Source organism: Ruegeria sp. YKSF131 (assembly GCF_059612645.1).
The window spans coordinates 41,079-58,781 of the sequence record NZ_JBXWQZ010000027.1 but is presented as its reverse complement, the minus strand read 5'-3'; the positions used below and the strand labels follow the sequence as shown (position 1 = coordinate 58,781).

General features: G+C 55.1%; 14 protein-coding genes and 1 tRNA gene. 11 read left to right on the top strand and 4 right to left on the bottom strand.

What is annotated here, in order from left to right; genetic code table 11:
• Positions 1 to 31: 31 nt before the first annotated feature.
• The 4 genes from AC2FLZ_RS11840 to miaA all read right to left on the bottom strand — a co-directional run bounded on the left by AC2FLZ_RS11840 (position 32) and on the right by miaA (position 5,595).
• Entirely contained in the window at positions 32 to 1,495 is a 1,464-nt protein-coding gene (locus AC2FLZ_RS11840; protein WP_496882197.1) for an ABC transporter permease, read from the bottom strand.
• 13 nt (positions 1,496 to 1,508) lie between these two features.
• Positions 1,509 to 2,555, bottom strand: a complete 1,047-nt coding sequence (locus AC2FLZ_RS11835) for an ABC transporter permease (RefSeq protein ID WP_480472422.1) — start codon at positions 2,553 to 2,555, stop codon at positions 1,509 to 1,511.
• A gap of 123 nt (positions 2,556 to 2,678) precedes the next feature.
• Positions 2,679 to 4,349, bottom strand: a complete 1,671-nt coding sequence (locus AC2FLZ_RS11830; protein WP_480472425.1) for an ABC transporter substrate-binding protein — start codon at positions 4,347 to 4,349, stop codon at positions 2,679 to 2,681.
• A gap of 352 nt (positions 4,350 to 4,701) precedes the next feature.
• The gene (gene miaA / locus AC2FLZ_RS11825; RefSeq protein ID WP_480553334.1) at positions 4,702 to 5,595 is read right to left on the bottom strand and encodes a tRNA (adenosine(37)-N6)-dimethylallyltransferase MiaA; all 894 of its coding nucleotides are present in this window, start codon (positions 5,593 to 5,595) and stop codon (positions 4,702 to 4,704) included.
• Positions 5,596 to 5,692: 97 nt separating this feature from the next.
• Here miaA and pyrH point away from each other — a divergent pair, with 97 nt between their 5' ends.
• From pyrH to AC2FLZ_RS11770, 11 genes are all read left to right on the top strand, one after another.
• Entirely contained in the window at positions 5,693 to 6,445 is a 753-nt protein-coding gene (pyrH, locus tag AC2FLZ_RS11820) for a UMP kinase (RefSeq protein ID WP_209504110.1), read from the top strand.
• Positions 6,446 to 6,708: 263 nt separating this feature from the next.
• Positions 6,709 to 7,935 (top strand): aminotransferase class V-fold PLP-dependent enzyme, encoded by a 1,227-nt coding sequence (locus AC2FLZ_RS11815; protein ID WP_496808562.1) that lies wholly within the window; start codon positions 6,709 to 6,711, stop codon positions 7,933 to 7,935.
• Positions 7,936 to 7,983: 48 nt separating this feature from the next.
• Positions 7,984 to 9,408, top strand: coding sequence for a cryptochrome/photolyase family protein (locus AC2FLZ_RS11810; RefSeq protein ID WP_496882196.1), 1,425 nt, complete (start codon positions 7,984 to 7,986; stop codon positions 9,406 to 9,408).
• 69 nt (positions 9,409 to 9,477) lie between these two features.
• Complete coding sequence (locus AC2FLZ_RS11805; protein WP_480472431.1) at positions 9,478 to 10,689, top strand: class I SAM-dependent methyltransferase; 1,212 nt, start codon at positions 9,478 to 9,480, stop codon at positions 10,687 to 10,689.
• An 11-nt stretch (positions 10,690 to 10,700) separates the two neighbouring features.
• Positions 10,701 to 11,141 (top strand): TrgA family protein, encoded by a 441-nt coding sequence (locus AC2FLZ_RS11800; protein WP_496882195.1) that lies wholly within the window; start codon positions 10,701 to 10,703, stop codon positions 11,139 to 11,141.
• Between the two features lie 27 nt (positions 11,142 to 11,168).
• Entirely contained in the window at positions 11,169 to 12,284 is a 1,116-nt protein-coding gene (locus AC2FLZ_RS11795; protein ID WP_480553341.1) for an NUDIX domain-containing protein, read from the top strand.
• Positions 12,285 to 12,352: 68 nt separating this feature from the next.
• Entirely contained in the window at positions 12,353 to 13,387 is a 1,035-nt protein-coding gene (locus AC2FLZ_RS11790) for a cysteine synthase A (RefSeq protein WP_480553342.1), read from the top strand.
• Positions 13,387 to 15,813 (top strand): DUF3772 domain-containing protein, encoded by a 2,427-nt coding sequence (locus AC2FLZ_RS11785; protein WP_480553344.1) that lies wholly within the window; start codon positions 13,387 to 13,389, stop codon positions 15,811 to 15,813. Before AC2FLZ_RS11790 ends, AC2FLZ_RS11785 begins: the two co-directional genes overlap by 1 nt.
• Before the next feature lie 142 nt (positions 15,814 to 15,955).
• A tRNA-Ser gene (locus AC2FLZ_RS11780) sits at positions 15,956 to 16,045 on the top strand.
• Positions 16,046 to 16,277: 232 nt separating this feature from the next.
• Positions 16,278 to 16,646 carry a group I truncated hemoglobin gene (locus AC2FLZ_RS11775; protein WP_480493317.1) on the top strand — a complete coding sequence of 123 codons (369 nt, stop codon included), beginning with the start codon at positions 16,278 to 16,280 and terminating at the stop codon, positions 16,644 to 16,646.
• Entirely contained in the window at positions 16,643 to 17,701 is a 1,059-nt protein-coding gene (locus AC2FLZ_RS11770; RefSeq protein ID WP_480472441.1) for an adenylate/guanylate cyclase domain-containing protein, read from the top strand. The genes AC2FLZ_RS11775 and AC2FLZ_RS11770 overlap by 4 nt, the downstream gene beginning before the upstream one ends.
• Positions 17,702 to 17,703 lie beyond the last annotated feature (2 nt).

Genomic DNA, 17,703 nt, shown 5'->3' with positions numbered 1-17,703 from the left:
CCGGGGGGCTGGCCCCCCGGGCGCTTTCACATCAGTCCTTCAGGCTTTCTTCGCGCAAACCGTCGGCCAGCAGGTTCAGACCCAGAACCAGCGTCAACAAGGCCAGCGCGGGCGGCAGAGCAGGGTGCAGGTAGATCGACAAAAGCTTGCGCCCCTCGTTGATCGTCGACCCCCAGTCAGGGCTTTCGGGCGGCAGGCCCAGCCCAAAGAAACCTAAGGTTCCCAGAAGAATGGTGGTATAGCCAATGCGCAGGCAGAAATCGACGATCAGCGGGCCACGCGCGTTGGGCAGGATTTCCCACAGCATGATGTACCACGGACCCTCGCCACGGGTTTGTGCTGCCGCCACATAGTCACGGGTTTTGATGTCCATCGCCAGTCCGCGCACAATGCGGAACACGGTGGGCGAATTCACAAAGACCACCGAGACAAAGACCACCAGAATACCGCCTGGAATATCGAAAAGATCCAGATAGGTCGGCAGACCCCAGATACGATAGGCGTCGGTATTGATGATGTAGCCACCGGTCGAAATCAGAGACAGGTAGAACCAACCTGCAACCCCCAAAACTCCGATCAGCAGCGGTGTTCGGAAGTTCGGTCTGGTATAGTAGCGTGAGTTCAGCAGCACGCCGAGGAATATGATAGGGAATACGAACAAGACAGCCGCCATGTAGTTCGGCACACCGGTCGCAACGATCTCAGGTGTGACCAGCAGATAGAACAGCAGGATCACCGGGAAGGCCAGGATCAGGTTTGCAAGGAAGGACAGCAAAGTATCCAGCCGACCACCGTAGTAGCCTGCCGGCAGACCCAGCGTGATGCCAACCATGAAGGCAAATATCGTGGCAAGCGGGGCGATCTGAACAACAATCCAAGCCCCTTTGACCATGCGGCTGAACACGTCGCGGGCCAGGTTGTCGCCACCCAGCAGATACCAGGCGTATTGACCGTCCTCCAGATTGGACAGTGGCGTCCCTGGCACTTTGTTCTTCATGCCCGAGACCTGCGACAGCGGATCATGCGTGACGATCAGATCCATCGCGCCGAAAATCCCGGTGAAGACCCAGAACATCACAAGGCCAAAGCCAATCATGCCGATTGGACTGTCAAACAGTTTGCCGTAGAGGCCAAGCTTGCGTTTGAAAGCGATCGACATGGCATAAAGGATGATCAAAGACACCCATACGGGCAAAAACTGCTGGGACATGGCGCCAATTATTCCGGCGCTGGTGCCCATCAGAACGCCTAGCACAATATAGGCGAGTGCGATTCCTACACTGGCCAGGAAACTGTAACGCAGCGCCAATTGTATCAGTGTCCGCAGGCCTGAGCTTGAGCTCAACGTACCGTCCGGGTTCACCGTCATCTGGTCTTCGGGCAGCACGATGCTGGCCAGCATCCATACGGCAATGGACAAGAGCATCAGCGCAAGGCCAAGTGCAAAAAGCGGGTTCAGGAAGGCGATAGAGCCGGTCCAGGTAATTGGTTCCATGATCTAACCCTCCTTAAGAAATGCGGATGCGCGGGTTGAGGTAGACATAGCCGATATCAGAGATCAGCTGGGTCACCAGCACCACAAAGACCGACACGACCGAAATTGCCAGTAACAGCTGAATGTCGTTATTGCCCGCGGCCTGAACCAGCGCCCAGCCGAAGCCCTTGTAGTTGAACAGGGTCTCGACGATCACCACGCCATTCAGCAGCCAGGGGAATTGCAGCATGATGACGGTGAACGGTGCGATCAGCGCATTACGCAGCGCATGTTTCATGACGATATTGGGGAAGGACACACCTTTCAGACGCGCCGTCCGGATATATTGGGCGGTCATCACTTCAGTCATCGAGGCGCGGGTCATCCGGGCAATATAACCCATCCCATAAAGCGCAATGGTCAGGACCGGCAGGAAGAAGTTTTCAAAGGTCGGGTTCTCCATCGCTTGCGTGGCCGTACCCTTGAACCACTTCAATCCAACTGCAGAAGAGGTGAAGATGGCGATAAAGATCACGCCCGAGACGTATTCCGGTGTCGCCGTCGTTGTGATGGCGAAGGTCGACAACGTCCTGTCGGTGGCAGATCCTTCTTTCATTCCTGCCAAAACACCAAGGATCAACGCAGACGGAACCATCAGCAGCATGACCCAGAGCATCAGACGGCCAGTCAGAGCCAATCTGTTGCCAACAACGGTCGAAACCTCTTCTTTGAAGACGGTCGAATATCCCCAATACCCTTGCAGGATTCCGCAAAAATTCGGAGATTCCTCGGCGGTTTTGCCCGGCAGAATGCATCTTCCCTGAACGGTTCCGTCTTCATTCGTGTACCGATATGAGGGCAGGACACCCAGCCATTCGCCGTATTTTATCGGAGTGGATTGGAGGTAACCATTTTTGTTCAGGTAGCTCTCAACCTGCTCATCCGACATCCGAAAGTTGCCCTGCGTTTTCGCCAGCTTTTCGAGGTTCGGATAGAGGTTGGTTAAGAAGAAAACCAGGAATGTCAGACACAATGCCGTCAACAGCATGATGCCAACGCGCCTTAGAATGAAAAGTCCCATATTTGCCCCTGTGGGTCGGCTAGCGCGGGTTTCATGGAACGCCACGCTTAGCTGTTATTATTTGTTCGCCGCATTCAGGACGAAGAAGCCGCGCCGAGGTGGCGCGGCCTTTTGTGTTTTGGCTTAGGACGTAAAGCCGAACTTATAAAGCTGCGGCAGGTCAGCGATATGCTTTTCAACACCCACCAAATTGTCGCGATGATGGCGCATCGCAGTCCGCCAATAAGGTTGGATCGTGACACCTTCGTCGATCATGATCGCCTGCAGTTTGGCCATCACTTCGCGACGCTTATCTACGTCCGCGATCGAGTTTGCTTCAGACAACAAGGCGTCGAACTCTGCATTGGCGAAACCTGATTCATTCCAGGCAACACCTGACTTGTAGGCCAGCGCCAGAACCTGGGTGCCCAATGGGCGGTGGTTCCAGTTCGTCGACGAGAAGGCGTATTTCGTCCAGTCGTTCCAGAAAGTTGATCCCGGCAGAACTGTGTGCTTGGCCTTGATGCCAGCGTCGTTCAGTTGCGCTACAACCGCAGCTGTGGTGTTACGACGCCAGTCATCGTCGATCGATTGCACTTCATGCTCAAAGTCACCCATACCCGCTTCGTCCATCAGGGCTTTCGCGCCGGCAGGATCATACGGAATGCGAGTTACGGCCGAGTCATGTTCAGGGTGCATTGGCCCGACGTGGCAGTTGTCAGCCGGAATGCCATAACCCGACATACCCAGTTCCAGACACACTTCGTTGTCCACCGCCATGGCTAAAGCCTGACGAACGCGCTTGTCGCCGTAGATTTTGTTACCGTTTTCGTCCTCCGCCAACTGGTTCGGTCGGATAACGATGGTGAAGCCCGACGGGATTTCCGAGCGCACAAGCCCAATGCCGTCGAAGATGTCGACGAATTCGCCAACAGACTCCCAGTTCATGTCGATCTCTTCGGCCTCATAAGCCGCAAGGAATGCAGCCGGGTCAGTGCCGTAGTCGATGAACTCGATGCGGTCTATATAGCCGCCTTTGCCGGCCTCATAACCCCACCATTCGAAGCCTTCGTTGCGCACCAGTACGCCTTTGACGCCAACTTCGTGGCTGTCGGGCAGCATGAAGCCTGTGCCGACCGGGTTTGAAAGCATGTCGTTTGCATCAAAGCTGCTATGAACGATAGGAGCGGGATAGTCCGCCATGCCCGGGATGATCGTGATGTCAGGCGCGTTGCACTTCAGTTTGACAGTATGGGAGTCGACAACGGTGATTGCACCGTCCGCAGCTTGCTGAGTGCTTTCGTCGATAAGCGACGCCATACGCGATGCCATCGAGTTGCCTTCCAGACCAGCGTCACACCATCCTGCGATGTTGCGGGCCACGTCTTCGGCTGTGAAATCGTCGCCATTGTTCCACTTTACGCCCTTGCGAACGTTCAATGTGTATTCGGTGGCATCGGCGTTGGCTTCCCAGCTTTCCAGCAGCATCGGCTTGAACGAGCCGTCGTTGTTGTATTCGACGAGGTACTCCAGCCAGCCTGCTGTGAAAGTAGCAATTTGCGTCCAGTCATAAGTCCGCGGATCTTTGAGCGCGCGCACTTCCATCTGATAGCGGATGGTGCCGCCGCGCTGCGGCTCTTGCGCCGCCGCAGGCGACTGCAGACCGATCAATCCATAGGCTGCCGGTACCGCGACACCCAGCGCCGTCGCGCGGGCCAGAAATTCCCGGCGGCTAAGCTTGCCGTCACGGTATTCCTGCGCGTGCATCTCGGCCGCCCAGTGCACCTTGTCTGTGGTGATTGCCGTATTGGTCATAAATGTCTCCCTGTGACATTGATTTTGTTGATTTGTTATTGTTCTAAGCGACACGGGCTTGTCCTGTCGAAAGAAAGAAGGGTTCCGGTTTTTGGACTCTGTGCATCCCCATGCCGCTATTCGGCACCAGAATTCACTTAACGTCAACGTTCGGAATCGACATAAAATGCACAAAAGCGACGTTCCCGCAGTGTTGATACTTTGGCGCGGATTTTGTCATGTGGCGCTTCGTCAGGAGAAATCCTTGCGGAGATTCTGTGTCAAATCACTGATAACAGACGAAAAACTAATTCGTTTCCGTTGATCCGTTTACTTTGGTTGTCAAATCTTGTGGAATGAACAACACTAGATATCACTTTGAGAAATCAACGTGATTCCATGTTTTCATTCTGGCCCGGAACCACGTGCGTTGGCGTTTGGCAAATTGCCTGGTCGAGATTGTGGCCCTTTCACGGGCCTGATCCAAAGTCAGTTTTCCATCCAGATAGGCCATAAGCTCTGGCACACCAATGGCTTTGCAGGCGGGAAGAACGGGGTCGAAACGATCCCGCATGGCGCGAACTTCGTCGATTGCGCCCAGTTCCAGCATCTGGTCAAAACGGCGTTCAATCCGGTTCAGAAGCCACGCTTTGTCGACGTCGAAAACGATTGGAACCACATCTTTCAGCCGTAAGATTGGCGGTGGAGTATCGGCCTGCCAGGACATCAGGCTGCGCCCCGTGGCACGCTGCACTTCCCAAGCGCGCTGCACGCGCGCGCGGTTCTGTATATCCAGACCAGCCAGAGTCTGTTCGTCAACCCCGGCAACAAGATCAGCAAGGGTCAGTAAGTCTGCTTCGGCCCGCACCTGCACTGGGGTAGCAGGGATCTCGGCCATGCCTTCGGTCAGGGCCGTGAAATACAATCCTGTGCCGCCGACGATGATTGGCCGCTGGCTCCCGGTCAGCAGTGGCACCACTTCACGCAGCCAGTGACCGGCTGAATAATCCTGATCATAGGCGATGTGACCATAGAGCAGATGCGGTGCGCGTTCTTCTTCTTCGGCAGATGGTCGGGCAGAAATCACGCGCCAACAATCATAAACCTGACTTGCATCGGCATTGACGATGACCCCGCCATGGCGTTCGGCGATCTCCAGTGCCAGCGCTGATTTCCCGGATGCTGTGGGCCCTGCAATCAGGACAGGCTTGTCATCGGGAATAGGGGGCAATTGCCGAAATATCGCGTCTGTTGATCGCCGGGTCATATGCGGTTGCCTCAATCCTCACCAACCGCATTGAACCTGCGGAGCTTTTGCTTCATTTTGCGCCGGAAATTAACCCCGTGCCAGCCCGGAGCGCAACATGAGCCTTTCCCCGTCTTCTGAAACTGCCGAAACCCCGAAAACCACATACAAACGTGTCATGTTGAAAATTTCAGGAGAGGCATTGATGGGGGATCAGGGCTTTGGCCTGCACCCTCCAACCGTTCAGCGCATCGCGCAAGAGGTGAAATCGGTTCACGATCTGGGTGTTGAGATCTGCATGGTTATCGGTGGCGGAAACATTTTCCGGGGCCTGAGTGGGTCTGCTCAGGGTATGGAGCGGACCACAGCAGACTATATGGGGATGTTGGCCACGGTGATGAACGCACTGGGTATGCAGTCAGCCCTGGAAGAGATTGGGGTGTTCACGCGGGTTATCTCGGCCATTCGGATGGATGAGGTGTGCGAGCCCTATATCCGCCGTCGTGCCGTGCGGCACCTTGAAAAGAAAAGGGTGTGCATCTTTGCTGCCGGAACCGGTAACCCGTATTTCACCACCGACACCGCGGCGACATTGCGCGCCAATGAAATGGCATGCGAGGCGATTTTCATGGGCAAGAACGGTGTCGACGGCGTTTACGACAAGGATCCCAAGCAACATGCCGACGCGGTGCGCTATGACACGGTCACCTATGACGACGTTCTGGCCAAGCGCTTGCGGGTCATGGATGCGTCGGCCATCGCGCTGGCGCGTGACAACAACCTGCCTCTGATCGTCTTCGGTCTGGATGAGCCCGGTGGTTTCCGTGGTATTCTTGCAGGCGAGGGGACGTATACCAAGGTTCAGGGTTGAGGCCCGAACGAGACTTGGCCCAGAGTATGAGCAACTCAGCCCTGGCAGTCCCGCCGGGGCTTTTTCTTTTGCTTCAGCTTGACGGTCGCGGATGGCGCTGTCTAAGTAACGGTGTCCTTCTGCGGTGAAGGGCTGCCCGGTGTTTCGTCAGTCCATGACGCAAGCACAGGCTGGGCTGGAAGACCTGCCATGATTTCTGAGATGTCCGGAAACATGAGCGGGCATCTTGTTGATATGACAGCACAACTAAGGAGCAATGAGGCATGAGCTCTCTGGATATCAATTTCGTTCGGGCACAGTTTCCGGCTTTTTCCGAACCCAGCCTGAAAGGACAGGCGTTTTTTGAGAACGCGGGCGGGTCTTATACCTGCAAGCCGGTGATCGACCGTCTGACTCGGTTCTATACACAGCGAAAGGTTCAGCCCTACGCCCCGTACGAGGCCAGCCGTCTTGCAGGCGCAGAGATGGATGAGGCACGCACGCGCATGGCCGCCATACTGGGTGTTGAAACCGATGAGCTGAGCTTTGGCCCATCGACAACTCAAAACACCTATGTTTTGGCGCAGGCATTCCGGCAGTGGATGAAACCTGGCGAGGCGATTGTCGTGACCAATCAGGATCACGAGGCAAATTCGGGCCCTTGGCGCCGTCTGGCCGAGGCAGGGATTGAGGTGCGGGAGTGGCAGATCGATCCGGAGACCGGATCACTGAACCCGCAGGATCTGGAAAACATGTTGGACGAAAAAGTGCGTCTGGTCTGTTTCCCGCATTGTTCCAATGTCGTGGGAGAAATTAACCCGGTCACCGAGATCACTGCGATTGCCCACGCTGCAGGCGCATTTGTCTGTGTGGACGGCGTATCTTATGCCCCACATGGTTTTCCGAATATTGGCGATCTGGGACCGGATATCTATCTGTTTTCGGCCTATAAAACTTACGGCCCTCATCAAGGCTGCATGGTCATTCGCCGAACATTAGGAGAGTTGTTGCCCAACCAGGCGCATTATTTCAACGCCGATGTTCTGTATAAACGTTTTACCCCGGCGGGCCCGGATCATGCCCAGATTGCGGCAAGTGCAGGTATGGCCGATTACGTCGAGCTCCTGTGTGCTCATCACGGCGGGCCTGACATGGACGCGGCAGAGCAGGGTGCCTTTGCCCATGATCTGATGAGAGCGCATGAGGTGTCCTTATTGCAACCGGTTCTGGATGCGGTAAAGGATCGCAATGCGGTGCGTCTGATCGGCACATCAGACGCCACCCGGCGCGCGCCGACCGTTGCGCTGTCGTTGAACCGCCCGGCTGAACCTGTTGCAGCGGAACTAGCGCAATACGGCGTTATGGCCGGAGGCGGCGACTTTTATGCTGTGCGCCCCTTGAAAGCGATGGGAGTAGATCCGGCACAGGGCGTTTTGCGGGTCAGCTTTACGCATTATACCTCGCAGCAGGAGGTTGATCAGCTTTTGGAGGCGCTTGAACGCGTTTTGTAATCCACTTTCCGCCGGGATTCGTAGAATGAAGAAAACCACAGGGCGGATATGGAAAACGAGCATTCTCCGATCATCTTATGGTTCCGACGGGATCTGCGCCTGTCGGACCATCCGGCATTAACTGCAGCTGTCTCAAGCGGTCGTCCGATCATACCAGTTTTTGTTCATGACCCTCTTGTGCGACACCTTGGCGCGGCCCCGAAATGGCGGTTGGGGCTGGGTCTGGGGGTCTTTAGCGACGCTCTGACGAGGCTGGGTAGCCGCCTGATCCTGCGGCGTGGCGATGCGCTTGAGCATTTGCAGACACTTGTTAAAGAGACGGGCGCAAAGGCTGTCTATTGGTCGCGGGCCTATGATCCGGCGTCGATCACACGCGATACACAGATCAAAACGGCTCTGACCGAACTGGGGGTATGCGCAAAGTCTTTTTCCGGTCATTTGCTTTTTGAGCCCTGGACGGTAGCAACAAAACAGGGCCAGCCGTTTCGTGTCTATACCCCTATGTGGCGCGCGGTTCAGCGGCGGGACGTGCCCGCGCCGGATGCGTTGGTGTCACGCTTGGCAGCGCCAGCGACCTGGCCTTCCAGTGACAGACTAAGCACCTGGCAGATGGGTGCGGACATGAATCGGGGTGCTGCAATCGTGCGTCCCCATGTCCAACCCGGCGAACAGGCCGCCCGCGATCGCCTTAAGCACTTTCTCGACCATATCCCCCGTTATTCCACTGACCGTGACCGGTTGGATCTGGAAGGAACATCAAACCTGTCAGAATACCTTTCATTGGGCGAGATCGGGCCACGTACAGTCTGGCACAGGGTTCAACAGGCTGCGATGATGGGAACCCCCGGCACTGAGGCATTTCTGCGGCAGATGGTCTGGCGTGAGTTTGCCTATCACCTGATGTATCACTCACCGCATCTGCTGACCGAAAACTGGAAAGCGGAATGGGATGATTTCCCCTGGAACGTCGATCCGCACCATCCTGAAGTTGCCGCCTGGAGGCAGGCCCGAACCGGAATTCCTGTCGTCGATGCTGGCCTGCGACAGATGTATGTGACAGGCCGTATGCATAATCGGGCCCGGATGATTGTTGCCAGCTACCTGACCAAACATCTGATGACACACTGGAAAATCGGGATGAGTTGGTTCGAGGATTGCCTGATTGACTGGGACCCGGCCTGTAACGCCATGGGCTGGCAGTGGGTTGCTGGGTCAGGCCCCGACGCGGCACCTTTCTTTCGCATATTCAACCCTCAAACTCAGGCGGAAAAGTTTGATCCGCAGGGGTCTTACCTGCGGCGCTGGATCGCCGAAGGCCAGACGAAACCCAGTGACATTGCGCTTTCTTATTTTGCTGCGGTTCCCCGGTCATGGAACCTGTGTCCGCAGGCGGATTATCCCGAACCTGTCGTGAAACTGGCGGACGGTCGAAACCGCGCCTTGCGTGCGTATGAAAGCCGAAAATCCCACTAAGGAACTGAAAACTTGCCAGAAACAAAATCGCGCCCTAGCCTGATAACTGTACCGCAGAGGGGAGAGCGGATGGTGCTGACGACGACAGAGGGGCAGTCGGATTTGCCCAGGTATTTCGCCCAGGTCTTTAAGATGCTGACCCGAATGGAGTCGGGGCGGTTGGACATTACATTGCCCGATGGCCGCACTTTTCGCGCTGAGGGGCCCAAGGCAGGGCCCGTCGCCCAGATCGACATTCACAACGGAGATGTTTTTGCCCGCCTGATCCGCGAAGGCGAACTGGGTTTTTCTGATGCCTACCTTGAGGGACATTGGAGCACGCCAGACCTGCGCTCATTCATGGATCTGGTCCATTTGGGGTCTGAGACCGTCTATGACGGATTCACTGGGAAATTTATTGTTCAGGCCTATGAACGGCTGCGGTTCTGGCTTCACCGTAATAACAGGACGCAGGCGAAGAAGAATATCTCGTACCACTATGATCTAGGTAACGACTTCTACGGTTTGTGGCTGGATGACACGATGACCTATTCCAGTGCCATTTTTGAGACCGGGCAAGAAAGTCTGGAGAAGGCGCAAACTGCCAAATACGCCAGCCTTGTCGATGAGATGGGGGCCAAACCCGGCGACCACATTCTGGAAATCGGATGCGGATGGGGCGGTTTTGCCGAATATGCCGCGAAAGAACGGGGCCTGCATGTAACCGGCCTTACGATCAGTGAGGAACAATTTAAATATGCGAAAGAGCGTATTGAAAAAGCAGGGCTTTCGGATCAAGTGACGTTCAAGTTGCAGGACTATCGCGACGAGCGTGGACAATATGATGGCATCGCCTCAATCGAGATGTTCGAGGCGGTGGGCCAAAAATACTGGCCGGTTTATTTTGAAACCGTTCGTGAGAGACTGAAGCCGGGGGCACAAGCGACCTTGCAAATCATAACGGTGGGTGACCACCGCTGGGATTACTACAAGAACGGTGTAGATTTCATTCAGAAATACATCTTTCCGGGCGGAATGCTCCCATCACCTTCGATCCTGCGGCAGCAGATCAATCAGGCCGGTCTGAATGTGGTGAAGTCGAAAGAATTCGGCAAAAGTTATGATCTGACACTGCGGAGATGGTATGAAACGTTCAACGCAAAATGGGAACAGATCGCAGATTTGGGGTTTGATGAGCGTTTTCGCCGCATGTGGAATTATTATTTGACTGCCTGTGGCGCAGCCTTTGACACGCGCAATTGCGATGTGACACAGATCACCGTAGTAAAGCAAGTTAACTGACGGACCGTTATATGCCCACTGCCTCGCGTCTCGTAGCCGCCATTTGCCTCATCGTGCTGGCCTTCATTGTCTCTGGCATGATCATCGAAAACGGTGAAGAAGGTAAGGATTATGGGTACTTTACCGTGGTCAACATGGCCCTTGGTGCGGTTTGCGGGTGGGGCATCATGGGTAAGCGGGCCGGGCGCGGTTGGACTGCTGCGATCAACAATGGGCTGACTGGTGTCGCCTCGCTGATTTTCTGGGCGCTGTTCGTGCAGGGCTGTTATGAAATGTTCCGGCTTGCCATGCGCAATCGTTACGGTGGCCCGTTCGAGGCCATACTGGCCATTTTCAAAATCGGGATTGAGTACGGTAAGCTGCTGATTTATCCGGAAATCCTGATTGCATTCCTGATTGGTGCCGTTGTCTCGGGGCTGGCCACAGAACAGGCCAACCGTTCGTGGCGCTGATCCGTTTCCTTACAAGAGAGATCGAATTTGTCTGATTTGTTTTTTTATGGAACGCTGCGGCACTTGCCGTTGTTGGAACGCGTTCTTGGTCATCCTCTGAGCGAAAGCAAAGCACGGCCCGCCCGACTTCGAGGCCATGCTGTCCATTCTGTTCAGGGGCAGGATTTCCCGATGATCCTGGAAACGGAAGGCGCCAGTGCCGAAGGGTTGCTCGTGCAGGACTTGTCGCCTGAGGATCTGGCCAGGCTGGATTATTACGAAGGGTCTTTCGACTATGATCTGAAGCCTTTGAAAGTCGAATTAGAAGACGGGACCGAGGCCGAAGCGCAGGTCTTTTTTCCGGCACCCGATGCATGGAGACCGGGTGATTTGTGGTCGCTTCAGAACTGGGCGGACAGATTGGGCGAACTCACAACGCTCGCGGCTGAGGAAGAGATGGCCTATTTTGGGAAGGTCGCCCCCCAGGTCATGGCCCGCAGTATTCGCGCCACTCAAACGCGTGCCTGGTCAAAGATTATGGCCGGGCAGCGGCGAACCGGTGATCCGCGGGACATCGCAAAAGACGTGATCGTGCATCGCCATGACCGGGTGTACCTCGATTATTTCGGGATGGAGGAAATCGATCTGCAACACCGGCGGCATGACGGCAGCATGGGTCCGGTGCTGCGCCGTGGAAGCTTGTTGCAGGGCAGTGCGGTCGGCGTTCTGCCCTATGATCCGGTCCGCGATACCGTTTTGATCGTGGAACAGTTCAGACCGCCGGTTTTCCTGAACAACGATCCGGAACCCTGGCTTTGGGAAGCGGTGGCCGGGATGATTGATCCGGGCGAGACACCCGAACAGGCCGCGCATCGCGAGGCGATGGAGGAGGCAGGTATTCGTTTTGACAGGCTGGAATATGCCGGCGGGGCCTATACCTCGAGCGGATCTTCCACCGGGTTCATGTATCTTTATGTTGGCCTGGGTGAGTTGACACACACCACAATCACTGGCGGCCTGGACACAGAAGGTGAAGACATCCGTAGTCAAATCTTGCCGTTCGATGAATTCATAGACTTGACGGATCGTCATGTTTTCAAGGATCTACAATTGGTGTCTCTGGCTTATTGGCTGGCCCGCCATCGGGACAGATTGCGCGGGTGACTATCCCGCTTGTGGTCGCGGCGGTGCGGCTGTAAATCTTCGATGGTACAAAACGACAAGGGGCCATCATGCGCATTGCACGAGATCTTGCTGACGCAGTAGGAAAAACACCGTTGATCCGGCTGCGCCGCATCAGTGAAGAAACTGGTTGCGAAATTCTCGGCAAAGCCGAATTCATGAACCCCGGTCAATCGGTCAAGGACCGTGCTGCACTCTATATTATCCGTGATGCCATTGCGCGGGGCGATTTGAAGCCCGGCGGCACCATTGTGGAAGGCACCGCAGGCAATACTGGTATTGGCCTGGCGCTGGTGGGTGCGTCAATGGGGTTCAAGACCGTGATTGTGATCCCGGAGACCCAGTCGGAAGAAAAGAAAGACATGCTGCGGCTGGCAGGTGCACAACTGGTTCAAGTTCCGGCCGCACCTTATCGCAACCCCAATAATTTCGTGCATTATTCCCGCCGTCTGGCCGAGGAATTGGCGCAGACGGAACCTAATGGGGCGATCTGGGCCAACCAGTTTGACAACGTGGCGAACCGTCAGGCCCATGTTGAAACCACAGGGCCCGAAATCTGGGAACAAACAGCAGGTAAGGTCGACGGGTTTATCTGTGCTGTCGGGTCGGGCGGTACGTTGGCCGGGGTTGCCGAAGCGTTGCAGCCCAAGGGTGTGAAAATCGGTCTGGCCGATCCTATGGGTGCGGGTCTCTACTCTTACTACACCACCGGTGAAATCGCGATGGAGGGCGGATCGATTGCCGAAGGTATCGGACAGGTGCGGATAACAAAGAACCTGGAAGGGTTCACGCCGGATCATTCCTATCAGATCACTGACACCGAGGCGTTGCCCTATATCTTTGACCTGCTCCGTGAAGAGGGGCTGGTTATGGGCGGGTCAACCGCGATCAACATGGCGGGCGCCGTGCGTCTGGCCAAGGAAATGGGGCCGGGCCACACGATTGTGACTGTCCTTTGCGACTATGGCACGCGGTATCAGTCCAAGCTGTTCAACCCGGATTTCCTGCGCGAGAAAGAATTGCCGGTGCCGGATTGGATGACTGAAGCACCGCGCAGCATTCCCGGCGTTTTCGAGGACGTGTGATGCCTGGGCACGTTCGCCTGTTTCTGACACTGGTATTCCTGTGTCTTGTCGGGCTCGCAGGCGGTGCTGTCGCGCAGCTGACCGACAGGCAAAGTGAGTATTACCGGGGCTGGATAAAAACGGCTGACCGTGCCGAGTCCGTGATTGAAGCGAACCGTGCGTCAAACGCTGCGTTTGAGAATTTACGTTCTGAAATAAACGGTTACCGAGAGGACTTTAACAAGGCACGCAGCGCCAACACAGACCGTATCGCAACGCTGGAAAGCCAGATCAAGGCGCTTGGTCCGAAACCCGAAGGGGACGCGGCCGAACCTGAAGACATCGCTAAATTGCGAACTCATCTTAATGAGCAGCTCAACAGTTTGCGGGTGCCGCGCATCATTTCCGAAGAAGCTTATACCCGCGCAAATGGATTGATCAGTGAAATCGATCGGATCATCCGGACGCGGCAGACAAAACAATTCTTTGAGCGCGGGCCGTCACCGATCAACCCCGTATATTGGGGACCTGCATGGCAAGACGTAAAAGAGGCGCTTCAGAGCCTGACAAATGAAACAATTACCAACCTGCGTTCGGACGTAGTGAAAGAACGTATCCGTGATCGTGGCTTGGGAATCCTGTTTCTGGTGATCCTGGCCGCGGTTTTACTGATCTTCGGCAAACGTTGGTCCGAGCGGGGCGGCGACTATCTGAGGTTGCTGGGCGGAGCGGGCACTGGTGTTTGGTCCTTCATCATTTCTCTGTTGCGGATTCTGTTGCCATGGATCGGTGTCGTTGCCGCCATCGCCGCGATCAGTCTTTCGGGTATTCCGGGTCTGCGGGGCAGTTTGTTGCTGGAAAAAATCCCCTACTGGGCGGCAATTGCCTTCTTCTACGACTGGATTGGCCGACAGATTTACGTGATTGGCGCTTCACAAGGATTCAAGCGCCTGTCTGCTGCTAGGATTACCGAATTGCGGATATACATTGATCTGTTGGCTTTGATGTTGATCCTGCACGAACTGGCGCTTCTGTTTCAGCAGATCGAAAACGTCTCGGATGCGACCCGTGCGGTTATTAGCTTTCCCGTGATCGTCGGAACGGCATTGCTTTTGCTCCGCGTGCGGCAGACCCGAACGAACGACCGCCTGCTGGACCAGACGGCGTCTACGCGGGCCGCCGGATTCAGCCAGTTGTTGGAATTCCTGCGCAAGGCCATGTTCCTGCTGGGGATTGCAACACCCGTTCTGGCAATCGCCGGGTATACCAATGCGGCCGAAGCGATCGTGTTTCCGGCGGTAAAAACGCTGGTTCTGATTGCCGCACTGGCAATTTTTCAACGGTTCGTCAGTCAGATATACGGATGGATCACAGGGCAGGGCGACGCTGCGCGCGACTCTCTTTTTTCAGTCTTGGTGGGCTTTGCACTGGCCATCGTCGCGCTGCCTGTTCTGGCAATATACTGGGGTGCGCGTGAAACGGACCTGCTAGAGGTGTGGTCACGTCTGCTGCTTGGCTTTGACATCGGCGGTGTCATGATCTCGCCCAGCAATTTCCTGACATTTATCGCTGTATTCGCAATCGGATATACGCTGACACGGTTGTTGCAAAGCGGGTTGCGCAACTCGCTGTTGCCCAAAACCAGCATCGATCCGGGCGGGCAGAATGCGATTGTCGCTGGCTCGGGGTATATCGGGATCTTTCTGGCTGCGTTGGCTGCGATCATGGTCGCGGGGTTCGACCTGTCATCGCTGGCAATTGTTGCTGGTGCACTGTCTGTCGGTATTGGCTTTGGCCTGCAGACGATTGTGTCCAACTTTGTGTCCGGCATCATCCTTCTGGTGGAACGGCCAATCTCCAAGGGTGACTGGATTGATGTGAACGGGATGATGGGCTACGTGCGTGACATTTCCGTCCGCTCGACCCGTATCGAGACGTTCGACAGATCGGATGTGATCATTCCCAACTCGGACCTGATCAGCGGTGTTGTCACCAACTATACGCGTGGCAATACAATCGGCAGGGTGATTGTTCCGGTCGGCGTCGCATATGGCACTGATACGCGTCTGGTCGAGACCATCCTGAGTGAGGTTGCGAACAACCACCCGATGGTTTTGGCCAACCCGGCACCCAGTGTGGTGTTTCAGGGGTTTGGAGCGGATGCATTGGATTTTGAAATCAGGGCGATCCTGCGGGATGTGAACTGGGTTCTGTCCGTCAAATCCGACATGAACCACGAAATCAACCGACGCTTCCTTGAAGCAGGCATCGAGGTGCCGTTTGCACAGCGTGATATCTGGTTGCGTAATCCCGAAGCTTTGCAGACCTCAAACAAGGTGAAAGCGGCTGGTTCTGCGTCCAAACAGAAGGCAGATGAGTCGACGACAAGAGAGCCAGTTGAACTGACCGAATCTGATCTGGACCCCGACGCTGGCGATGAATTCTGACGACCTGTCCGAAAGCTGAAGGGTAGCCTTTCCGGTGGTTTGGCGCACCGGAAAGGCGACCGGATTTAATTGATCTTTCCCGTGATTTCGCCGAATTGGGGCCTTGCAAATTCCATGACATTGGTCCAAACATCGCCGGCACGGAGAGGTGGCCGAGTGGTCGAAGGCGCACGCCTGGAAAGTGTGTAGGCGGGGAACCGTCTCCAGGGTTCGAATCCCTGTCTCTCCGCCATTGCCCCTTTTAACAGAGAACTATGTCTGCCCCGGCGTCTTGGCTGTGCAACGCAGTTTCGTGAACCACGCCAGATTTCCGAAAGCCCAGGATCGTGTACCCTGGTCGCTATTGCTTTCCCTTAAAAGAATACCCGGTAAACCGGAAAATAAAAAACACCATAAACATTAACAAAAATATCAATTTGATATAGAGTTATAGTGTTTTTGTTCTGTATCGCTTGGGTTTTCGTGTGACACAAACGCTTTATGACAAATACGGTGGCTTCAAAACGATCAGCCGTGTCGTGATGACCTTCTATGAAATGGCGTTGGATTCGGATGATATCGGCCATTATTTTGAAGATATCGACATGCCTCGGCTGATTGATCATCAGACGAAATTCGTATCGTCCCTGATTGGCGGACCGGCGTCATTCAGTGATGACAGGATCGAAGCCGTTCACAGGCATCTGGGTATTTCACACGACGAATTTGATGTGATGGCTGAGCTGTTTGGCGAAGCGCTGAGCGTGCATGGTATGTCCGATCAGGATATCAAAACCGCGCTGGCTGCAATTGAAGGGAAGCGTTCAATTATCGTCGCCCGAAACGCGGCATGAGCATTCATGCGATAAACGAACAGCTGTTACGCGCCATCGGTGTCGGCATTGCCGTGGTGCGCGCCTCGGATCTTCAGTTCGTGTTTCATAACGGACCTTTCGCAGAGTGGTTTGGAACCCCCGAGAACGGCAGTACTCTTACGGACATTCTGCCTGCCCTTGATCCCAAAGAACTGGAAGACGTCAAGCAATCGGGCCTGAGATATTCGGTTGAGTTGCAGATCAAACCAAAGCGGCGGACCTTGATCTTTGCGGTCGCAGTTTCGTTGGCAAGCGGATTGTCCGAGCAGGTTCTGATTGTCGAATGCCAGAACATCACGCGCATTCGCGAGCTGGAAAGCATGATCGACAGCTATTCCACCATGGTCGAACGCAACACACGAGAACTGGAACGCGAGAAAGAACGGGTTGAACGCCTGCTTCTGAACCTGATGCCACGGGCGGTTTATGAAGAATTCAAGACATTCGGTGTTGTCACTCCGCAGCTCTACAAGCAGGTGTCTGTGGTCATGCTGGACTTTGTGGGTTTCACCGATTTCGCGGCCAAGACCGACCCGACAGTGACCCTGAGTGAGTTGAACGACATTTTCACGGCGTTTGACAGGATCGTTGAACAATTCGGGTGTGAAAGGATCAAAACAATAGGTGACGCATATCTTGCGGTCTCAGGCATGCCTGACCCGACACCCGATCACGCGACTGCAGTGGCTCATTGCGCGGTACGTTTCCTGCGTTATCTCGAACGCCGTAACGAAAGCCATCCGCACAAATGGCAGGCCCGGATCGGTTTGGGCATGGGGGCCGCAGTCGGGTCTGTCGTGGGCATTCAGAAATACGTCTACGACGTTTTCGGTCCGGCGGTAAATATCGCGTCCCGACTGCAAATATTCGCCAATCCTATGAAAATCGTTGCGCCGGAAGAGATGAAATACGCCCTGATTGACGAGTTTCAGGTCTCGGACCTGGGACGTGTCGACATAAAGGGAATGGGCGAGATGAATCTTATCAACGTAACGTCCGGGCTGAGCTTACCGCAAAGCAGTCGAACTTTTTGAAA

Bases quoted from the DNA above. Each gene is read 5' to 3' on its own strand.
- AC2FLZ_RS11800 (WP_496882195.1), top strand. From the start codon at position 10,701: ATGCCCACTGCCTCGCGTCTCGTAGCCGCCATTTGCCTCATCGTGCTG.
- pyrH (WP_209504110.1), top strand. From the start codon at position 5,693: ATGAGCCTTTCCCCGTCTTCTGAAACTGCCGAAACCCCGAAAACCACA.
- AC2FLZ_RS11805 (WP_480472431.1), top strand. From the start codon at position 9,478: ATGGTGCTGACGACGACAGAGGGGCAGTCGGATTTGCCCAGGTATTTC.
- AC2FLZ_RS11770 (WP_480472441.1), top strand. From the start codon at position 16,643: ATGAGCATTCATGCGATAAACGAACAGCTGTTACGCGCCATCGGTGTC.
- miaA (WP_480553334.1), bottom strand. From the start codon at position 5,595: ATGACCCGGCGATCAACAGACGCGATATTTCGGCAATTGCCCCCTATT.
- AC2FLZ_RS11790 (WP_480553342.1), top strand. From the start codon at position 12,353: ATGCGCATTGCACGAGATCTTGCTGACGCAGTAGGAAAAACACCGTTG.
- AC2FLZ_RS11835 (WP_480472422.1), bottom strand. From the start codon at position 2,555: ATGGGACTTTTCATTCTAAGGCGCGTTGGCATCATGCTGTTGACGGCA.
- AC2FLZ_RS11830 (WP_480472425.1), bottom strand. From the start codon at position 4,349: ATGACCAATACGGCAATCACCACAGACAAGGTGCACTGGGCGGCCGAG.
- AC2FLZ_RS11810 (WP_496882196.1), top strand. From the start codon at position 7,984: ATGGAAAACGAGCATTCTCCGATCATCTTATGGTTCCGACGGGATCTG.
- AC2FLZ_RS11840 (WP_496882197.1), bottom strand. From the start codon at position 1,495: ATGGAACCAATTACCTGGACCGGCTCTATCGCCTTCCTGAACCCGCTT.
- AC2FLZ_RS11785 (WP_480553344.1), top strand. From the start codon at position 13,387: ATGCCTGGGCACGTTCGCCTGTTTCTGACACTGGTATTCCTGTGTCTT.
- AC2FLZ_RS11815 (WP_496808562.1), top strand. From the start codon at position 6,709: ATGAGCTCTCTGGATATCAATTTCGTTCGGGCACAGTTTCCGGCTTTT.